This is a genomic window from Flavobacterium sp., from assembly GCF_027531705.1.
In the GTDB taxonomy this organism is placed as follows: Bacteria; Bacteroidota; Bacteroidia; order Flavobacteriales; family Flavobacteriaceae; genus Flavobacterium.
The window spans coordinates 318,415-339,445 of the sequence record NZ_JAPZSP010000018.1; the positions used below are offsets into that span (position 1 = coordinate 318,415).

Genomic DNA, 21,031 nt, shown 5'->3' on the forward strand with positions numbered 1-21,031 from the left:
GAAAAGATATAGCGGATAGCAGGATAAGCTTCAAATTATTATTTTATATTAAATTAAATTGTTCAAAGTGGTGATTCAAATGCTTTCTTTCTAATAGATAAGAGGCGTATTTATTCATTTCTCCGAAAACCATATTCTTTAAAATGGCTTCTGGATTTTCTTTGAAAAAGGTTTTATAATTTTCTCTGGCTTCAAAAAATTTGGCTTTGGCTGTCTCGAAATCGGGATGGATTAAATCTTCCAATTCGTCTTTTTTCATCGTTGGAAATCGGGTTCCCATTGGAAATTTATCGTAATTATATAACGAATTATGAACTTTATCCAAAATCTTTTCGGGAGTTGCGATTTCGAAATCCTGAATTTCACCCGACATAATTCTGTAACCTTGTTCCAAATGTTCTAACAAATGTTGTGGCGTTAGAATTCCCCAACTTGGTTTGGTATCTTCGGTAAGTTTATTGATGCATTCGGTTATTTTTTCATCGGTCATTTCAACGAAAACCTCTTGTTTTTTCTGAACCATTGTTAGAATTGTGGCTACTGCTACCAACTCATCATTAGTATCAAAAACTTCTACAAACCATTTTACAATTCCGCTTGGATGTTCGGCAGAAGCTACATCTCTATCGACTTTTTGTTTGCAGGTTAAACGTACATAAACGGTATCGTTGTGGTAAATTGGACGAAGGAAACGACATTCTTCCAACCCATAATTTGCGGCAACTGGACCTTTATTTGGATAGACGAACAAACCTGCTGCTGCTGCTAAAATGAAGTAGCCGTGAGCGGTTCTTTTTTTGAAAATACTTCCGTCAAGCGAAGTAATATCGGTGTGTGCGTAGAAATGATCCCAAGTGATGTTGGCAAAATTGATGATATCGGTATCGGTAACTGTTCTGTTATGCGTTCGCAATGACATTCCGGGTTGAATGTCTTCCCAATGGTATTGGAACGGATGTTGCGTGATTTCTTTATAAGCCGAATTCGCTTGATAAATTCCAGTGATTTCGGTCAAAGTTGTTGGTGAACCTTGTATTGCGCAACGTTGCATATAATGTTTGATTCCGCGAACGCCACCCATTTCTTCTCCGCCACCAGCGCGACCTGGACCACCGTGAACCAATAATGGTAATGGCGAACCGTGACCTGTACTTTGTTTGGCATTTTCACGATTCAATACTAAAATTCTTCCGTGATGTGATGCTGCGTTTACTACATATTCTTTAGCAATTTCGTCTGAATTTGTAACGATTGAAGACACTAATGAACCTTTACCCATTTGAGCTAATTCGATGGCTTCATCAATATTTTTATAAGGCATTATTGTTGAAACTGGACCAAAAGCTTCGGTTTCGTGAACGGCTATATTTTGGAACGGATTGTCTTCGCGAAGTAAAATTGGGCTAATGAAAGCGCCTTTTTCATCGGCTCCGATTATGTTGGTTTTTTCTAAATCACCGTAAACAATTTTGGCTGATTTTGATAATTCTTGAACTCTTCCTTTTAGAACATCGACTTGGTCTTTGCTTACCAAAGCACCCATTCGGACTTCTTTTAATCTTGGGTCACCGATGGAAACTTTATCTAATGATTTTGAAAGAGCAGCTTGCACATCATCCATCAATTTTTCTGGGACAATCATACGACGGATTGCCGTACATTTTTGTCCTGCTTTTACTGTGATTTCACTTCGAGCTTGGTTGATGAATAAATCGAATTCGGGTGTTCCCGGAATAGCATCTTCTCCTAAAATTGATGCGTTTAATGAGTCAGCTTCCATTGTAAACGGAACTGATTCTTCTATTAATCTTGGATGTGCTTTTAACAATCGTCCTGTTGTAGCCGAACCTGTAAATGTGATAACGTCTTGACTTTCAACGGTATCAAAAATGTTTCTAGCAGTTCCTGAAATCAATTGTAATGCGCCTTCTGGTAATATATTTGATGCTATAATTTCACGAACCACAGCTTCGGTTAAATAAGCTGTAACTGGCGCAGGTAGTACAACAGCTGGCATTCCAGCCATCCAATTGCACGCACATTTTTCTAACATTCCCCAAATTGGAAAGTTAAAAGCGTTGATGTGAATCGCTACTCCTTTTTTAGGAACCAAAATATGATGCGCCATAAATCGGCCACCTTTTGACAAATCGATTGGATCGCCTTCTACATGATACGCTTGATTTGGGAATAATTTTCGTAAGGAAGCATTGGCATATAAATTTCCGAAACCACCTTCTATGTCAATCCACGAATCGACGCGAGTTGCACCGGTTCTATAACTAATTTCGTAAAATGCTTCTTTGCGTTTGGTTAAATACATCGCCAAACTTTTTATCATATTGCCGCGTTCTTGGAAGGTCATTTTGCGGAGTTTTTCGCCTCCTTTTGTTCTTCCATAATGCAAAATGGCAGGAATATCTAGTCCTTCAACAGAAGTTTCTGCAATGAATTCGCCTGTAACTGCATCAAAAGAAGGTTTTCCTTCTCCGGTTGCGGATGTCCATTTTCCTTGTACGTAATGTTGTGTTTTGTTCATATTACCAATATGTCGCTCCTACGGAGCTTTTATATTAAAATAAAAATCTTTTTTTCATTTTTTTCCATTTTTTCCATTGGCTAAAGCCAACGGCTATTCAGCTACGCGTTCGATAATTGCTGCGTAGCCTTGACCAACGCCTATGCACATTGTGATTAATGCGTATCGTTTTCCTGTTAGTTGTAATTCTAATGCGGCTGAATAAGCTATTCTTGCTCCTGTTACTCCTAGTGGATGACCAATTGCAATAGCGCCACCATTTGGATTTATTCTTGGATCGTTGTCTTTTAATCCTAATTCACGAATGCACGCTATACTTTGGGCTGCGAAGGCTTCGTTTAATTCTATAATGTCGATTTGATCTAATGTTAAATTGGCTTTTTCTAGTGCTTTTTTGGTGGCTTCCACTGGACCAATTCCCATTATTCTTGGTTCTACTCCTACTACGGATGAACTTACTATTCGAGCTAATGGTTTTAGATTGTATTTTTTTACTGCTTCTTCTGACGCTATGATTGTTGCGCAAGCTCCGTCATTTAATCCTGAAGCGTTTCCTGCGGTTACACTTCCGTCTTTTTTGAAGGCTGGACGTAATTTGGATAAACCTTCCATTGATGTGGTTGGTTTGATGAATTCGTCTTTTGAAAATTGAATCGCATCGCCTTTTCGTTGTGGGATTTCAACGGTTACTATTTCTTTGGCTAATCTTCCTGAAGTTTGTGCCGCGGTTGCTTTTTGTTGGCTATTTAAAGCAAATGCATCTTGGTCTTCACGAGTGATATCGTATTTTTCTACTAGATTTTCGGCAGTTTCACCCATTGCATCTGTGCCGTACATTGCTTTTAGTTTTGGATTTATAAAACGCCATCCGAAACTAGTGTCGTACATTTTTGAATCGGTTCCATAAGCTGATGATGGTTTGGAAACCACTAATGGTCCGCGAGTCATATTTTCGATTCCGCCTGCTATGAAGATGTGTCCGTCACCTGCTTTGATTGCGCGATTGGCGTGGATTATGGCAGATAATCCTGAACTACAAAGTCGGTTTACAGTTTCACCTGGAACTGTGTATGGCAATCCTGCTAATAAAAGAGACATTCTAGCTACATTACGGTTGTCTTCTCCGGCTTGATTTGCGCAACCTATGATTACGTCGTCGTAAGCTTCTTTTGGAATGTTTGGATTATTTTCTACTACGGTTTTGATTACCAATGCTCCTAAATCATCTGGACGAACCGATGCTAGTGTTCCTTGGTAACTTCCGATTGGAGTTCTTACTCCGTCTATGATGTATGTTTCCATTTTAGGTTTTAGGTTGTGGGTTCTAGGTTGTAGGTTGCTCAACTTTGAACTTATATTTATTGTTTAATTTTTGCAGAAAGGAATGCTTTCTCTATGATTGGTTTGTAATAATTTTCAGATTCCGATGGATAAAAACTCACAAAAGATATTGATGAGTTTTCATCATTCTCTTTACAATATATCAAAATCATATTTGCTTTATCTTCTGAAATTTTCTTAACAAACAAGATATTAATACCATTGATGATAATATTTCCTTTATCCACAACATCTGGAGCATTTTTCAACATATTCTCTTGCATTTTATTTAAAGACATTGAAATCAATTTAGCTTGTATAGCTGATTTTTCATCTTTAGTATAATATGAATTTCCTTGTTTAATTTCATAAACATTACTATCAATTTCAGTTTGTATTTCTACATCTTTTTTTAAATTTTCTGATGAATTCTGACTAAAACCATTAATCCAAAAAATTAAAAATCCTATTAATACTAGTTTCTTCATAAATTCTATTTTCTATTCAATACATTTACTATTTAGCCCTGATTGGAGAGGAAAGCTCCCGATTTTTTTTTCGGGACTTGGAACGGAAAGCAGGAATTGCTATTACTGAAAATGCCCAAGCCATTCGCTCCTGACTATTCTATTCTTCCCAATCTTTTTGGGTGCGATAAACTACGCCTTTGAAAAGCGCTACTAATTCCTCGCCTCGTTTTACTTCTATTATATTGAATCCTAGTTTATTATTTACTTTTTCTATTACTGATTCGGCGGTTAGATAATCGCCTTCGTTTACGGCTTCGATGTGATTTATTGAGGTTTCGATGGAAACGGCAAATTTACCATGTGTGTTGGCGGCGAATCCGAAAGCGGTGTCTGCCAACGAATAGGTGATTCCGCCGTGGGCTTTGAACATACTGTTGAGCATTTCTTTGCGAACCGTCATGGCGACTTTGCAACGACCGATTTCGCATTCGAGAATTTCGATGCCGAGCCATTGGCTGTAGGCGTCTTGACTTAACATTTTATGAGGTATTAGGTGGTTGGGGATAGGTTTTAGGTCTGACATACTAACTATTTATTCGTTTACCGATTATACTTCTTAAACTGCTAATCATTTTTGTGATTTCTGATAAAACTTGTCTATTTAATTCGTTTGTTTCTTCAGAAATATAATTTCTTAGATAGGCCTTTGAACTACATGAAACACATTCGTGAGCACTATGCCAAGCGTTTCCAAGATAATTATAGAACTGTTTATCTGTTCCTCCTGAACCTTCTGCAATATTTAAAGCTATAGAATCACTTGCTCTTTTAAATTGTGAAGTTAATTCATATCTTTCTTCTTTTGGGAAACTTTTTGCTTGAATATTAATCAATTCACCAAATTGCATTGCTTTTTGGTAAACTAACAAATCTTCAAATGTAAAATGAAATTTTGATTCCATAATTTATTCTTTTCCTAATACCTACTACCTAACACCTACTTCCTTAAAAAACTACTTCCTTCTCTAACCATTCTTCTTAAAATTGGACTGCAACGGTATCTGTCTTCGTGGTATTCGTTATAGAGTTCGTCTAGTTTTTCTACGCACCAATTTATTCCGAGTTCGTCTGCCCATGCTAGTAATCCTTTTGGATAATTTACTCCTTTTGTCATGGCGTTATCGATGTCTTTGGATGATGCTATGTTTAAGAATAATGTGTCTGCTGCTTCGTTGATTAGCATTACTATTACTCTTTCGAATATGGCTTTTGCTAATGTCAAATCTTCTGTTGGTTTTGGTAATTCTTGATTGTAATTGTAAAATCCGCGACCTGATTTTCTTCCTAAAAATCCTGCTTCTAATAAGCGTTTTTGCGTGAATGATGGTTTGAATTTTGGATCGAAATAAAAGGCTGTGAATACGGTTTCGGTTACGATATAATTTACATCGTGACCTATCATATCCATTAATTCGAATGGTCCCATTCGGAATCCTCCGATGGTTTTTAAAGCCCAATCGATTGTTGCAAAATCGGCTACACCTTCATCGTAAATTCGTAAACTTTCGCTGTAAAAAGGTCTTGCGACACGATTTACTATAAATCCTGGTGTGTCTTTGGCAACTGCCACTACTTTTTTCCAATCGGAGATAATTTGTACTGATTTTTGAAGCACTTCTTCGCTGGTTTGAACCGCTGGAATTACCTCAACTAATTGCATTAATGGTGCTGGATTAAAAAAGTGAATTCCAATGACGCGTTCTGGTTTTTGGCAAGAAGCAGCAATGGAAGCTATTGATAATGAAGATGTATTGGATGCTAAAATGGTTTCGGGCGATACGTAATTTTCTAATTCAGAAAATAATTTTCGCTTGATTTCTATATTCTCAATTATGGCTTCAATGACTAAATCGGAATGCGATAATTCTCCTAATGTGTGTGCGTAGGAAATGTTGTTTTCTATTCGGGATTTTTCGTGCTCGTCTATTTTTGCTTTTTCTACTAATTTCGATAGCGTATTTTCGAGATTGGATTTGCTTTTGGCAAGCGCATCGAGATTGGTGTCGTAAATTTTTACTTCACAACCTGCTGTTGCGGCAACTTGCGCGATGCCACTTCCCATTGTTCCTGAACCTATTATTGCGATTTTCATGCTACCTATATTTCGTTCCTACGGAACTTTAATTTCCTTTGAATTCGGGTTTTCTTTTTTCTACGAATGCGGTTACTCCTTCTTTGTAATCGTTGGATGAACTTGCTTCGATTTGTAAATCTGATTCTAAAGCTAGTTGTTGTTCTAGATTATTTGTCATTGATTGATTTAATAATCTTTTGGTTAAACCGATTGCTTTTGTTGGCATTTGAGCTAAAGTGGTTGCTAAAGTCATTACTTCTTCATCGAATAATCCGGTAGGGAAAATTTTATAAATCATTCCCATATTTAAAGCTTCTACTGATGAAACCTTGTCGCCTAACATCATTAAAGCAGTTGCTTTTTGGAAACCAATTAATCTTGGCAAGAAGAAAGTTCCTGCGCTGTCCGGAATCAATCCAATTTTACTAAAAGCTTGAATGAACGATGCATTTTCAGAAGCTACAACTATATCACAAGCTAAAGCAATGTTTGCTCCAGCTCCAGCTGCAACACCATTTACAGCACCAATAATTGGTTTTTCGATGTTTCTGATTTTTTGGATGATTGGATTGTAATGTTCTTCCAATATTTTTCTGAAACCCGGATTTAATTCTGGATCGGTTACTTCTTTTAGGTCTTGTCCTGCGCAAAATGCTTTTCCGTTTCCGGTGATTACTATTGCACGGATATTTGTATCGTTTGCACAATTATCTAGAGTTTCTTGTAACAGAAACGCCATTTCACGATTGAAACTATTGAAAACTTCGGGTCTGTTGAGTGAAATCCACGCGATATTGTTTTCAATTTTTAGTTCTATTGAATTATTGCTCATACCTTATTTATTGAAGATTGAAGAATAACGATTTTTGATTTTAGAACTTTTAAACTTCATAAATCAAAAATCAACATTCAGCAATCGTTAATCTTATTATTTTAAACATTTAAAGTAGTCGAATGGTTCTAGGCAATCTTCGCATTGGAAAAATGCTTTGCACGCTGTGGAACCAAATTGACTTACTAATTTTGTGTTGAATGAACCACATTGCGGACATTTTACTACTTTTTTATTTCCTAGAAGCGCTTCTTTATCCGCTGATTCAGATAATGGTGAAGCAATTCCGTATTTTTCTAATGCTAATCGGCCTTTTGGCGTAATCCAATCGGTTGTCCAGGCTGGCGATAGGATTAGTTCTACTTTGGCTTCGTAGCCTTTTTGTTTGAATGCTAATTTTATATCATCTCCAATTACATCCATTGCTGGGCAACCGCTGTAGGTTGGTGTGATTTGAACTTCAACAATTCCATCTTTTATTTTGGCAGAACGCACTACTCCCATTTCCATTATTGATAATACTGGAATTTCTGGATCGGATACTGTTTCTAGTATTTCGAAGAGATTTTGGTCGATATGTGTTAGTTGTTCTGTCATTTGTTTAACCGCAAAGAGCGCAAGGTTTTTACGCTAAGTTCGCAATGATAATTTATTTTCTACCAATTCATATTCGGATAAGCTAATTGCATATATTGCATTTGTGCTAAAAGATATCCCATATGTTCGCTGTGAATTCCTTGTTTTCCTCCTTTTTGGAAGTATTCAATTGTTGGAATTTGCAATGTTGCTTCTTCTAAAATTTCGTTTACTTTTTTAAAGTAATTTACTTTTAAAAGTGTTACATCTACTCCAATTCCTTCAGTTACCATTGCTTTATCAGCATCAGTTTGGTGGAAAAGTTCGTCTGTAAAAATCCATAAATCGTTGATAGCGGTTTGGATTCTGTTATGACTTTCCTCTGTTCCGTCGCCTAATCTTCTGATCCAATCGGAAGAAAATCTTGTGTGATAGGAAACTTCTTTGATGCTTTTTTTGGCTATAGCTGATAAGGTTTCATCTTTACTATTTTGCAATTCTTCTAATACTAATAAATGATAAACATCGAACAGAAACTGTCTAGCAATGGAATTGGCAAAATCTTGATTGGGCTGTTCGACCAACAAAACGTTTTTATATTCTCTTTCTTTTCTCAAGAAAGCGATTGTATCTTCTGTGGCATCGCCTCCAATTAATTTGGCTGCGTATTGGTAATAGCTTCGAACTTGACCGAATAAATCTAGAGAAATATTGGTCATTGCAATATCGGTTTCTAGACTTGGCCCATGTCCGCAAAGTTCACCGAGACGTTGTCCTAGAATTAGAGAATTATCTGCAATTCCGTATATGTATTGAATTAAATTTTTGTTCATTTTGAAAAGGTTATAGGTTGTAGGTTGTAGGTTGTAGGTTGTAGGACATTCATTTTTTCCTAATACCAAAAACCTAATACCTATCACCTAATTACATATGTTTTAACTCGTCAGGCAATTCATAGAATGTTGGATGACGGTAGGCTTTGTCCTTTGCAGGATCGAAAAGTTCGGCGCTGTCGTCTGGATTTGAAGCTGTGATTTGTGCTGATGGAACAACCCAAATACTTACTCCTTCCATTCTACGTGTGTAAACATCACGTGCGTTTTCTAATGCCATTGTTGCATCGCTTGCGTGTAAACTTCCGCAATGGCGGTGTTCTAATCCGTTTTTACTTCTTATAAATACTTCCCAAAGTGGCCAATTCTTCATAGTGTTAAGGTTGTAGGTTGTAGGTTGTAGGTTGTAGGAAACTTCTAAGACCTACCACCCAATACCTAACACCTAATTTATATTGCTTGTTTTACTTCTTTGTTTGCTTGTTTTTCAGCGTAAGCCATTGCAGCGTCGCGAACCCATTTTCCTTTTTCCCATGCGTTAACTCTTGCAGAGATACGTTCTTTATTACATGGTCCGTGGCCTTTTACAACTTGCCAAAATTCGTCCCAATTCATTTCGCCAAAATCGTAGGATTTTTTTTCTTCGTTCCATTTTAAATCTGGATCTGGAATGGTTAGACCAATCATTTTAGCTTGAGGAACTGTTTGGTCTACAAATTGTTGACGCAAATCGTCGTTGCTTTTACGTTTTAATTTCCATTTCATTGATTGTTCGGTGTGAACCGATTCGGCATCTAATGGTCCGAGCATCATTAACGCTGGCCACCACCAACGGTTCAATGCATCTTGTGCCATTTCTTTTTGTTCTGGAGTTCCTTCTGCTAAGGTCATCATTATTTGAAAACCTTGACGTTGGTGAAAACTTTCTTCTTTGCAAACACGAACCATTGCTCTTGCGTATGGTCCGAAAGAAGTTGAACATAAAGGCACTTGATTTATAATAGCAGCGCCATCAACTAGCCAACCAATTGCGCCCATATCGGCCCAAGTTAGTGTTGGATAATTGAAAATACTAGAATATTTTGCTTTTCCAGAATGCAATTGTTCGTATAATTCTTCGCGTGATACACCTAGAGTTTCACAAGCAGAATATAGGTATAATCCGTGACCAGCTTCGTCTTGGATTTTAGCCAAAAGCGCTACTTTTCGTTTTAACGATGGTGCACGTGTTATCCAATTTCCTTCTGGTAGCATTCCTACGATTTCGGAATGTGCGTGTTGGGAAATTTGACGAATGTGTGTTTGACGGTATTTTTCGGGCATCCAATCTTTGGGTTCGATTTTTTCGTCTCTTGCAATTCGTGCATCGAAGATTTCTTCTAAATTTTTTACTTCTTTTTCTGACATAATTTTTTGAATTAGTGTTCAGTGTTCAGTCGCCGTAATACTTTACTTTGCAGTAACTTTGAACGATTATTGTTTTTTTTTCTTTTGAACCATTAAGTTATTAAGGTTCATTAAGATTTTGTTGTTTTATATTTCTAAATTTTATTCAATTCGTTTACTTTTTAGCCCTGATTGGAGGGAAAAGCTCCCGATTTTTATCGGGACTTTGGAAGGAAAGCAGGAAAATGGATTGCAAAAATGCCCAAACCATTCGCTCCTAAACCCCAAAATCAACCACTACTTTGTCGGTTGTTGGGACGGCTTGACAGCTTAAAACCAATCCTTTTGCGACTTCGTGTGCGTCGAGCGCGTAGTTTACTTTCATTTCGACTTCGCCTTCTAAAACTTTGCATTTGCACGTGCTGCATACACCGCCTTTGCAGGCAAATGGTAAATCGGCTCCAGCTGCTAATGCGCCATCTAGAATGTTATCGTAAGCTTCGTCCATCACGAAATGGAATTCTTTTCCGCCGTCGATGATGGTGATGTCGGTTCCGTTTACTTTATTTTCTACAATTCTTTGAATTCGTTTTTTGTCTTCTTCGGTAATCCCAGAAGTGAACAACTCGTAATGTATTTTATCTTGATCCAATCCGGCAGCTTTTAATTCGTCGCGCAGCAGAAAAATCATATCTTCTGGTCCGCAGATGAAACAATCGTCGGTTGCTGGAATATCAATTATTTTTTCGGTTAAAACCTGAATTTTTTCTTTGGTAAATCTTCCGTTAAACAATTCGGATGCTCGATGTTCTTTGGTTAGGAAATGAAAAATTTCGAAACGATTGAAATACACGTTTTTAAGTTGTTCAATTTCTTCTTTAAAGATAATGGATTTTACGGAACGATTTAAATAAAATAATTTAAAAGTGCTGTTTGGCTCTGATTTTAAATGTGTTTTTATGATAGACAGAATTGGCGTGATGCCGCTTCCTGCTGCGAATGCTATGTAATTTTTGGCTTTTTGCGTGTCAATTTCTACATTGAACTTTCCGCTTGGTGGCATTATTTCTAGGACATCGCCACTTTTTAGCGTTTCGTTTACGTAGGTTGAAAACAATCCGCCATTGATTTTTTTAACGGCTACTTTCCATTTATCTTCGATTGGAGACGAACATAATGAATAGGAACGACGGACATCTTCGCCGTCAATCATCGCTTTAAGCGTAAGATGTTGTCCTGGTTTGTATTGAAATTCTTGCTTTAATTCTTGTGGGATTTCGAAAGAAAGTACTGAACAATCTTTGGTTTCCTTGTAAATATCGGCAATTTTTATGTTGTGAAATTTTGACATAACCACTGAATAATTTTTAACTAACACTTGTTAGTTTGTTATGCAAATTTAGTGAAAATTTTGATATGTTACGAAAACGTTATATTTTTTTTGCTTTAAGTATTTTTCTATTTCTCGCAAAGACGCAGAGACGCAAAGTTTTCTTGTCTTTTTATACAATTCCGTTTAATAAAACTTGAATCATAGTTGCTTTTAGGACTTCGGGTTTGATGTTTTTTTTCTTTCCGTACCAAAGATAAAGTGTTCTTAGTGTTGATAGCGTTGAGAAAATTATAACTTCGATGTTTAGGTTTTTTATTTCGCCGTTGGCTATTCCGGTTTTGATTATTTGTCGGAAACTTTCTTCGTAGTCGTTTCGCATTTTGATGAAATATATTAAATCATCGTCGGTTAAGTGCATCCAATCGTTGTTTAGGCAGGCTAAAGCATCTGAATTTCTGAGCGTAATATCGATGTGAAGTTGTATAACTCGTTCGATTTTTTGGATGGTTGTGACGTTCGAAGCAAGGATTTCATCGATTACGGAAGTAAATTCTTCGGCAATTTCAATGATGATTAAAACTAGAATTTCTTGTTTGGACTTGATGTGATTATACAAACTTGCGGCTTTGATGTCCATAGCTTGAGCAATGTCACGCATGGTTACTGCGCTGTAACCTTTTTCTTTGAAAAGTTTTGCGGATACATTTACAATTTCGGTTTTGCGGTCGGTAATCTTCATACGAACCAAATATAAAGATTTTTTTGACTTGGGTAACTTTTGTTACTGAAATATAGATTGGATAGTTTTAATTTTGCTTCAGAAATCCATTCATTTGGAACACAGATTTAAAAAATTATAGAAATTTTAAAAATATAAATATGGGATTATTAAGCATGTTGGGTTTTGGTGGGAAATCGGAAAGCGTGAAAGATTTTATGGACAAAGGAGCAGTTATTATTGACGTGAGAACCGTTGGAGAATTTCAAAGTGGTCATATTAAAGGTTCGAAAAACATTCCGTTGGATACTATTTCTTCTAAAGTTAATGAAATAAAAAGATTAGAAAAACCTGTTATCGTTTGTTGTAGAAGTGGAATGAGAAGTGCGCAAGCAAACTCAATTTTAAAAAGCAACGGAATTGACAGTATGAATGGCGGTGGCTGGCAAAGTCTTGAAAGTAAATTGTAATTGTATTGATTTAAAAATAGTTATTGGTTATTTGTAAAAACGGCTCATGAAGTTATTTCAGAGCCGTTTTTTTTATTTCTGTAAATTCCAAATTATTTCATAATCTTTGTTTTGGGTTTCTTTTTCTTTTAGTTCGGTTAAAGCTTTTTTAAGAGCACTATTAAAATTATCAATTTGAACAATTTGAGAGTACAATTCTCTTGTTAAACCTTCGCCTTTTTTCTTAAAAACTTTTTCAACGTTTATAGGCAACCCTAACAATTTGATACTAAAATACTTTGTATTTCCTACCGATGATCTAAAACCGCCATTGGAAGCTCCGTCTAGTCCAACCAATAAAGTTGGGTTCATAAACACTTTTCCTTTTTCCTCACTTAATTCGATATTCATTTTTATTTTTAATAACGCATCTGATTTTGATTCGTTTAATAAAGCATTTTCACCTTGTAGCCTTATTGATGCTGTACTCAATGGTATTATTGGATTTAATCCTTTGTATGATTTCAAAAATGCTTCGTTGTTGTTTTTTTCTTCTAAAAAGAATTGTTGCACATTTTCGTAAGATGGAACTGTTGGAATAGTTGTTTCAGGCAAAATAGTTCCGTTTGTAATTTCTGAAACAGTCGCGGTAAACTTTTTATACATTTCTGACAATACCTCATCTTGCCAAACATCTGGAATTTGTGGAAATTGAATAGTTGTTTCGGTAATTGTATTTTGCAACCTATCCGTTTTAGAACCTTGAGAATAAGTAGTTCCTTGAATACTCATTGTAGCAACTGCTATTTTTTTTGCTAAATTAATTGGCATAGAAAAAGCAGCATTTCCTTTTTCCGTAATTACTTTCACACCATTTGCTTCTGATTCTAATTTATATCCATAAAACTGCTCTCCTTTGTTGGTTACATTTACCCACATTCCATCGTTTGATCCAGTTAATGCATCGATTGGTTCTTTAAAAAAGCCAGAATTGTTGGTTGTTTTAACTAAACTTTGTTCAGCAATAGCAATATAAGCGTTTTTGAAATTAAAACCTTTGTTACTCGTTTCAATGTTTCTAAATGCTTGAAATGGAATAACAACTTGGGCAGCAGGTTTTACATAAGCGACCAGATATAAACTACGCAATCCAATCATTGTGGCAACAATATCAACCCTAACCAATGCATCTTTTTGAGTAGAAAAATTTGACAACTCTAAAGTCACATCTTTGGTAATATCAATATTAGCATTTGCTTTTTGACCATTGACTGACAGCAACTTGATATTGTTTTTTGGCAATGGAACTTCAAACGATCCTTCGATGATACCATTCTTTTCAAAAACTATTTTTTTTGGTCCAGAATTTGGATTTTCACAAATAGTATGAACTCCGTATGAAGCATGTTTTATTTCTTTTCCGTTTACTTTTATTGTTCCAGCATACTTATGAAACTTGAAATCATTTTTTGAAGTAAGCATTATCATCGAAAAATCTCCATTATTTATCCATTCATCTCCAAGAAAATCATTCACTACAAGTCCTAAATCTTTTGAATAAATATTAGTTCCGATAGAAGCCACTACATCTACATCGTTCAGATTATCAATTGTGCTTACAGCACCTATTGTTCCGCCAGCTACATTGCCTATAGCTTTGGTTGCTTTTGCTACAACTTTTTGAAAAAAGCCACCTCCCGCTTTTTTTTCATTTTTTTCAACTTTAGTTGAATCGGTCTCTTTTTTACCTGTTATTTTTTTCAAAAACTGTCCTTGTGAACTATTTATTGAAAAAAATAAGACTAGAATTAAAATTATTTTAGATTTCATTTTCGTTTAATTTACGATTAATTTTTGTGTTGTTTTATTTCCGTTTTTTTCAATTTCAATAAAATAAGTTCCTTTGTCTAAATTGTTTTTTGATACAAAAGAATCAAGTTTGAACTCTTTAACTTTTTGACCAATGATTGAATAAATTTTAACATTTGCTCCCACCATTTCAATGCTAGTTTCAATAGTAAATTCGCCTTTGGATGGATTAGGAAATAATAATATTTCGTTATCGAAACTTTTCTGATCAATACTCAACGAGCTTTCATACTGATATAAGTTATCTTCATTTCCACTTGAACCTTTACCCCAGAAATAGAGTTTGTTGTTAAGCTCAAAAAAACCAAAAGGATCACTACTTAATTTTATTCCCATTACAACCAATGGATCAACATCAATTTCTAATTGTGTATTAGATGTCAAACCATTACTTTTCCATACTTCGGCATTTGCATTAGAACCAATATCTCTAGCTTGAAACCATAATGCTCCATTGAAAGTTGATAAATTTTGAGCATAACTTAAATTAGAATGCACTTGTAAACTACCTGAAACTGTTCCGTTAGATTTGTATAATTGCTGTGAAGCATTAGTTCCTTGATAATTAATAAACCAAATATTATCTATATCGGTTGCAGAATATCCTGCATCACTAATACCATTTGTCACATTTGGAATCACTTCTATTGTTCCATCTGCTGTTCCATCTGTCCTCCATAATGATGTATTAATCCCGTTATTGGCTATAAAAAAGCAATATTGACCATTCATTTTCAAATGCAATCCCATTGCTTGGGTTGTCAATGAATTTCCATTTGGATTTATATTTTTGAGCATAAAAGTTCCAGCTGCTGTTCCATCACTCACATAAGGCTCGTAACCATCAACTGTATTATGAGCAAAGAAAATTACTTTATTACCTAACTTTGCCATATCTTGATTTACTATGTAAAAAGGTTCTGCAACAGGAATTTGTTCTGTTCCTTCAATTGTTCCATCTGTTTTCCAAAGCTTGCTTTCAAATCCTACACTTTGAGCAATAAACAATATAGAGCTTTGAATTTTACAAAAACCCGATGCTTGACTACTTCCTGTGCCAGACTTCACATCTTTTATCATGGTAGTCCCTGCTGTAGTACCATTTGTTTTCCATATTTCTTTTCCGTTAACACTATCATATGCAGAAAAGAAAAGTATATTTCCATCTACAGAATAATTTTTTTTGTGTCCAGAAACACTATAATAAACTCCTGCATTAGAAAATCCAGACGCAGCTTGAAATTCATATACTAAAGAGGTTCCTGCAGTTGTTCCATCAGATTTCCAAATTTTATCAATAGAAGCAATACTAGGTGAAAAAGTAATATCGCTTGTAATTACATAAACAAAATCTTGTGCTGGAATTATATTTGAAATATTTGTACTTCCACCCAAACTAGAAATCCCCATAGTTCCAGCCGATGTCCCATCTGTAACACATAAAATATTGCTCCCAGTGCCCGAATAAAATACTTTTCCGTTCCATTTTGCATAATTTAAATCGGCCTTGTTTGAATTTCCTGTTGGTTTTAATGATGATGTTACATTTTTTATAACTGTTGCAGTTTGAGCTTCTAGAATTGTAACTAATAATAAAAACACTATTGCAAATATCTTTTTCATAACATTACTTTTTTTTAAGTTACTAATACGGATAAACATTTGATACAGTGTCATCATTATTTAAAAAATTAGTAATCACAGTATCATTTAATTTGAATAAATAGGTTTTGGTTTTTGGAGTAAAGTTTTCACCCATTATAGTTAGAACTCCTCTGTTACTATCGCTAGCCAATTCTACATCTAAACTTGCCCAACCGGTAATTCCAGTAACAATAACTTTGGTAATAGCAGTTTTGGTAGTCATATCTATAATTCTGATTTTTATATCTGAACCGTCTTTAAAAGGGATAACAGCATACTTTCCATCTTGCGTAAAATTTCCATCTCTTATTTGATATGGGTCAACTCCAGCAAAATTTTCAGTATGATAAGGTCCGCCAGCACCACCATCAAGGCTTAAATCTATAATCTGCACATTTGGTGTAGCGCTTAATGTATTGGCATCTAACAGAATATATTTTCTGTCATTTGTAATGTCTACAATACTACCATAATAGCCAGTTGCTTCTTGTAATCCTGTTCCGTCAGCATTGATAGTTCCAAACTTTACTGCATTGGTTGTGTTGTGTCTTTTAGCAAAATGAATTTTACCATCTGTACAATATTTAATCGCAATAATTTGATAATCTGTTGTAGAAAACAATTCGGTATCGTTGCTCCCATTTGCATATACAATTCGTAACGAATTTGTAATTGTAAAAGAAGGACTACCTGCATTTTGCGAATCGATATAGGCAATTTTTTCGGCATTTGGTCCAATGGAAAGTTGTTTGATGTAGCTACTAGAGTTTACTTTTCTATTTAGAATAGTGGTCTCACTTGCTCCTAATGGTGAAATGGTATTGATTTTGGCAGAATCAATAACAAACAATTTTAATTCGGCTGCATTAATTGGATTGTTATTGTTGGGCGTTAACGATTCCTCATCGGTTGATGAACAAGAAAAAATCGTAAATACAATACCAATAAATAATAAGGTTTTAAAAAGTGCTTTTGTTTTCATAATCTTTGATTTAAAGTTCAATACAAAGATTAGAAATAGGTAAAAGTCAATCAATTAGCCGAACGGCTTATATTACAAGAGCTTGTTTTGTTTGGCTTTTTGTAATGCCTCAATTCGATTGTGAGCTTGAAGTTTGGTATAAATATTCTCGATATGCTTTTTAACCGTTGAGAATGACAAAAACAAATTATCTGCAATAGCTTGATTCTTTAAACCTTTAGATAATTGTTCTAAAACTTGCAATTCGCGAGCAGATAACAAAACGGTTTCTTTATCTTTTGGATTTTCAATAGCCATTGGATTATTCAATAGTTTCATTGCTTTGAGCGCTATAGATGGCGACATAGCTGCACCGCCATCGAGAATTTCATTTATAGATTGGTAAACTTTTTCAGCTTTAGCATCTTTTAATAAATAGCCGTCTGCTCCTGCTTTTATAGCATTAAAAATATTTTCATCATTTTCAAAAACAGTTAGTATTAAAATTTTAATTTGTGGATACTTATTTTTTATAATTTCAGTTGCCTGAATACCATTCATAATAGGCATTTCGATATCCATTAATATCAAATCGAAAATATGATTTTTTTCTAAAACGTCTATTGCCTCTTGTCCATTGGAAGCGGTTTCTTTAATGAGTAAATCTGTAAAAACAGAAAGTTTTTCTTCGATTGCTTTTTGCAGAAAAAAATTATCATCAACTAATAGTAGTTTCTTCATATTTACAGCGTAATAGTAATCAAATAATTAGTTCCTTTATCTTGTTGGGAATGAACTTTTAGCATTCCATTTATTTCCCGAACTCTATTTTGAATATTGGTTAAACCGAACGATTTTTTCTTTTTTTCATCAAAGTTAAATCCAATACCATTATCTTGAATTTCCATTTCCAAATTGTTTTGATTTTGAGTAATAATTACTGAAATCTGACTTGAATTTGCGTGTTTTAGTGCATTATTAACAATTTCTTGCAAAACTCTAAAAATATTTATGGCTTGTTTTGACGACAATTGGATGTTGTTTTTTACATCAAAATTAAAATCGAATTTTGTATTCTCAACCGATTCACTTGCGTCTTTTATATAGTTTAGCATTTTGTTTTTCAATTCTTCCAAATCAAGACTTTTAGAATTTAAAACCCAAATAGTATCGCGTAATTCTGTTATAGATTTATTAGCAAAATTTGAAACACTTTCAATTTTTTTACTACTATTTTCATCAAATTTTACTGGTGCATTTTTCAAATTATCTAAAATTGATATAATAAATGTTAATTGCGAACCCACATTGTCATGCAATTCTCTTGAAATATCTAATCTTTGTTCTTGAATTTTATAATTGGATTGTTCTTGTAGCAATTCTTTCTCAAGTTTGGCTTGATTTTTTTGTTGTTTCGTTTTCAAAACTTGATTCCTAAAAAGAAGCAAGCCTATTATTGCAATACTTGAAATAAGTAATAACCAAATATTTTTTTGTTTGGCTTCAGCTTGTTGCTTTAGAATTTGTTTTTCTTTTTTTTCGGTAAGGTATTTGGTTTCGAGCTCAGCAACATGTTTAGAATTTTCAATAGAAAAATTTTCATTTAATAAATTATAGTATAACGTAATATATTCATCACCTTTCTGAATATTATTTAGAGCAAAGTTGGTTGAAGCAGCTACTTTATATAAATCTGGAGCAAAAGTTTTTAAATCTTTATTTTCATTCAATATTTTTAAGGCATTATCACAATATTTAAGCGACAATTGGTAATTTTTCAATTTATTATAACATAAAGAAATATATGTATTTAATAGAATTTCTTCTTTCGGAGATGTGGCATTCTTTTCTCTTATTTTTTTTGCTTCTAAATTTAATAAAAGTGCCTTCTGATAATTTTCTAAATCTAAATAAACGCTTCCTAAATTCTCAGTTATTTTAGAATATTCAATTAAATTGTTTGATTTTTTTGCAACATCAATACCTTTATTAAAAATTAAAATTGCATTTTTATAATCATTCTTATTTCTGTAACAAATACCAATATTGTTTAACGATATTGCTTGGTCTTTATAAAGATTATCTTTTAATCGAATAACGTATGCTTTGTTATGAAAACTAATTGCTTTATCAAAAAGTCTCATTTCTTGATAAATAAGTCCAATATTATTATAACAAATAGATTCGTTTATTTTTTTACCAACTGGAAGCTTATCATTTATTTTTAAAGCTGCAAAAAAATAACTTAATGCCTCATTCCAATTCCCTTTGTTCCAATTATACATTCCTAAATTGTTAACAGAACGAGCTTCCATAACTTTGAAGTTATGTCTTTTGCTAAAAACTAACGATTTTTGAAAATAATAATTTGCAGAATCTGAATTTCCTGAAATATCATGAAAAATACCCTTAATATTTAATATTTCATTTTGCCCATAAAGTATTTTTTTAGATAACGCAATTTTTTCTGATTTTCTTAAAAATTCTTTTGCTCTTTTCTCATCATTAAAAATATAACTAAAAGCAATTTTATTTAAAACTGAAACTTTAACAGAATCATTTTTTGTTGATTCAGCAATAACTTTTAGACTGTCAATTTCATTGTTATTTTGAGAGAAACAAAAAATTGGTATAATAATCAACAATAATATCTTCCTCATAAATTTCAATTATTTTAAATGTTTATCAATTAAATATTTATGCAACTCCAAAACTTGACTTGAGAGTTCATTAATTTCTAACTTATCTACAGAATCTAAATCAAATTTTTTCTCTAAAACCAAAATTTTCACTTTTAGAATTTCTATTTCACTTTTAAATTTATTGGCTTCCAAAAAATATTTCTTTTTTAGACTAATTGATTTGTAATACAATAATAAGCAAATAATTAGCAAAATAAAAACAACAATCATTTTTTCCATTTTTACATTTTTTAGGCGTTCAACAAATCTATTGAAAATGGAAACTACAATTCAATAAGGAATTCGGCTTATTCTTAAAAATTTTTATGAATAAAAAAACGGCTTTCTCTCAAAAGCCGTTTAGTGAAATTTAAAATTTCTTTTACTTTAAATCATCCACAAAATCATAGGAAAGTACGCTTACATTAAACGATTTCACGTATTCTTTATCAAAAATTTTGCTTCCTTCTTTGCTTCCATCTTTATTAACGACTTCTGAAAATTCGAAAAAGTTGGTCAGTGAATCTTCAAAATCATCATATTCTACAGCGCGACAATTTAAGATTGCTCCGGTTTTCCCGTAAACATAATTAGTTTCATATTCATCTAAACCATCGTCTAAAAGAATTCTATTTGCTTTGGAATCATATTTATATTGATAGGTTATTTTGCCTAATGAATCTGATATATCTTTTGAAATTAAAAGATTGTTTTCAAACTTCTCAATAATTTGTGAAGCTTCTTTACCATTAGAGTATCCAATTGACACTATTGAATAATTGGTTGGAGAAGTGTATTTGTAATCTGATTGTTCTATGAGAACATTTTCATTTTGAAAAGTTTTGGTTTTGATTACTTTATCTGTTTTGTCATAAGTAAACTCTTTATACGACTTATCATTTCCAGAATATGTTACTTCTTTTAAAAGATTGTTTTTATCATAAAAAAACTCTTTGAAAAGATAATATTGAGGCTTTTCATAGTCTTCGGCTTTCTTTATGGAAATCAATTGCTTCTTATCGTTATATTCGTAGGATTTGACTTGAGAAAAACGTCCTAAATAATTATCTAAAATATAATCAATTTTTAGCAAACCGTTTTCAAAAATTAAAATGTGTTTTTCAACCGTTTTATATTTACCTAATTCAACATCATATTTATAAGTAAAAGTATTGTAGTTCTTGACATCATTAGAAAGTGAATAGTCAGATACTTTGTATTTTTCTATTTGTGCATTGCTTACAACTGTAATTAATAATGCTATTAAAAGTAATTTTTTCATAATT

At 33.5% G+C, this 21,031-nt stretch carries 21 protein-coding genes; 1 reads left to right on the top strand and 20 read right to left on the bottom strand.

Annotated elements, in window-relative coordinates:
- Positions 1-43: 43 nt before the first annotated feature.
- From paaZ to O9267_RS07320, 13 genes are all read right to left on the bottom strand, one after another.
- Complete coding sequence (paaZ, locus tag O9267_RS07260) at positions 44-2,539, bottom strand: phenylacetic acid degradation bifunctional protein PaaZ (protein WP_298177626.1); 2,496 nt, start codon at positions 2,537-2,539, stop codon at positions 44-46.
- A 93-nt stretch (positions 2,540-2,632) separates the two neighbouring features.
- The gene (gene pcaF, locus O9267_RS07265; protein ID WP_298177628.1) at positions 2,633-3,841 is read right to left on the bottom strand and encodes a 3-oxoadipyl-CoA thiolase; all 1,209 of its coding nucleotides are present in this window, start codon (positions 3,839-3,841) and stop codon (positions 2,633-2,635) included.
- 56 nt (positions 3,842-3,897) lie between these two features.
- Positions 3,898-4,347 (bottom strand): hypothetical protein, encoded by a 450-nt coding sequence (locus O9267_RS07270; protein ID WP_298177630.1) that lies wholly within the window; start codon positions 4,345-4,347, stop codon positions 3,898-3,900.
- 139 nt (positions 4,348-4,486) lie between these two features.
- Positions 4,487-4,867, bottom strand: a complete 381-nt coding sequence (locus O9267_RS07275; RefSeq protein WP_298177632.1) for a hotdog fold thioesterase — start codon at positions 4,865-4,867, stop codon at positions 4,487-4,489.
- A 46-nt stretch (positions 4,868-4,913) separates the two neighbouring features.
- Positions 4,914-5,291 carry a four helix bundle protein gene (locus O9267_RS07280; protein WP_298177634.1) on the bottom strand — a complete coding sequence of 126 codons (378 nt, stop codon included), beginning with the start codon at positions 5,289-5,291 and terminating at the stop codon, positions 4,914-4,916.
- A gap of 35 nt (positions 5,292-5,326) precedes the next feature.
- Entirely contained in the window at positions 5,327-6,481 is a 1,155-nt protein-coding gene (locus tag O9267_RS07285) for a 3-hydroxyacyl-CoA dehydrogenase NAD-binding domain-containing protein (protein ID WP_298177636.1), read from the bottom strand.
- 28 nt (positions 6,482-6,509) lie between these two features.
- Entirely contained in the window at positions 6,510-7,295 is a 786-nt protein-coding gene (locus O9267_RS07290) for an enoyl-CoA hydratase-related protein (protein WP_298177640.1), read from the bottom strand.
- Positions 7,296-7,391: 96 nt separating this feature from the next.
- Entirely contained in the window at positions 7,392-7,892 is a 501-nt protein-coding gene (gene paaD / locus O9267_RS07295) for a 1,2-phenylacetyl-CoA epoxidase subunit PaaD (RefSeq protein WP_298177642.1), read from the bottom strand.
- A gap of 59 nt (positions 7,893-7,951) precedes the next feature.
- The gene (gene paaC, locus O9267_RS07300) at positions 7,952-8,704 is read right to left on the bottom strand and encodes a 1,2-phenylacetyl-CoA epoxidase subunit PaaC (RefSeq protein WP_298177643.1); all 753 of its coding nucleotides are present in this window, start codon (positions 8,702-8,704) and stop codon (positions 7,952-7,954) included.
- Positions 8,705-8,795: 91 nt separating this feature from the next.
- The gene (gene paaB, locus O9267_RS07305; protein WP_298177646.1) at positions 8,796-9,077 is read right to left on the bottom strand and encodes a 1,2-phenylacetyl-CoA epoxidase subunit PaaB; all 282 of its coding nucleotides are present in this window, start codon (positions 9,075-9,077) and stop codon (positions 8,796-8,798) included.
- Positions 9,078-9,154: 77 nt separating this feature from the next.
- Positions 9,155-10,111: a 1,2-phenylacetyl-CoA epoxidase subunit PaaA gene (gene paaA / locus O9267_RS07310; RefSeq protein ID WP_298177648.1), complete on the bottom strand. Its 957-nt coding sequence runs from the start codon at positions 10,109-10,111 to the stop codon at positions 9,155-9,157.
- Between the two features lie 256 nt (positions 10,112-10,367).
- Positions 10,368-11,441, bottom strand: a complete 1,074-nt coding sequence (gene paaE / locus O9267_RS07315; protein WP_298177651.1) for a 1,2-phenylacetyl-CoA epoxidase subunit PaaE — start codon at positions 11,439-11,441, stop codon at positions 10,368-10,370.
- Positions 11,442-11,592: 151 nt separating this feature from the next.
- Positions 11,593-12,162, bottom strand: coding sequence for a TetR/AcrR family transcriptional regulator (locus O9267_RS07320; protein WP_298177653.1), 570 nt, complete (start codon positions 12,160-12,162; stop codon positions 11,593-11,595).
- Positions 12,163-12,302: 140 nt separating this feature from the next.
- On the opposite strand from O9267_RS07320, the gene O9267_RS07325 reads away from it, so the two are divergent.
- On the top strand, positions 12,303-12,611 hold the full coding sequence (locus O9267_RS07325) for a rhodanese-like domain-containing protein (protein WP_298177655.1): 309 nt from the start codon (positions 12,303-12,305) through the stop codon (positions 12,609-12,611).
- Positions 12,612-12,683: 72 nt separating this feature from the next.
- Here O9267_RS07325 and O9267_RS07330 read toward each other — a convergent pair whose 3' ends face one another.
- The 7 genes from O9267_RS07330 to O9267_RS07360 form a co-directional block, all read right to left on the bottom strand.
- Positions 12,684-14,420 (bottom strand): hypothetical protein, encoded by a 1,737-nt coding sequence (locus O9267_RS07330; RefSeq protein ID WP_298177657.1) that lies wholly within the window; start codon positions 14,418-14,420, stop codon positions 12,684-12,686.
- A gap of 6 nt (positions 14,421-14,426) precedes the next feature.
- Complete coding sequence (locus O9267_RS07335) at positions 14,427-16,082, bottom strand: T9SS type A sorting domain-containing protein (RefSeq protein ID WP_298177659.1); 1,656 nt, start codon at positions 16,080-16,082, stop codon at positions 14,427-14,429.
- Between the two features lie 22 nt (positions 16,083-16,104).
- Positions 16,105-17,085, bottom strand: a complete 981-nt coding sequence (locus O9267_RS07340; protein WP_298177661.1) for a hypothetical protein — start codon at positions 17,083-17,085, stop codon at positions 16,105-16,107.
- A 72-nt stretch (positions 17,086-17,157) separates the two neighbouring features.
- The gene (locus O9267_RS07345; RefSeq protein WP_298177663.1) at positions 17,158-17,805 is read right to left on the bottom strand and encodes a response regulator transcription factor; all 648 of its coding nucleotides are present in this window, start codon (positions 17,803-17,805) and stop codon (positions 17,158-17,160) included.
- 2 nt (positions 17,806-17,807) lie between these two features.
- A complete protein-coding gene (locus O9267_RS07350) occupies positions 17,808-19,724 on the bottom strand; it encodes a sensor histidine kinase (RefSeq protein ID WP_298177664.1) in 1,917 nt (638 codons plus the stop codon).
- A gap of 9 nt (positions 19,725-19,733) precedes the next feature.
- Complete coding sequence (locus O9267_RS07355) at positions 19,734-19,985, bottom strand: hypothetical protein (RefSeq protein WP_298177667.1); 252 nt, start codon at positions 19,983-19,985, stop codon at positions 19,734-19,736.
- Between the two features lie 142 nt (positions 19,986-20,127).
- Positions 20,128-21,027 carry a hypothetical protein gene (locus O9267_RS07360; protein ID WP_298177669.1) on the bottom strand — a complete coding sequence of 300 codons (900 nt, stop codon included), beginning with the start codon at positions 21,025-21,027 and terminating at the stop codon, positions 20,128-20,130.
- Positions 21,028-21,031: the final 4 nt, after the last annotated feature.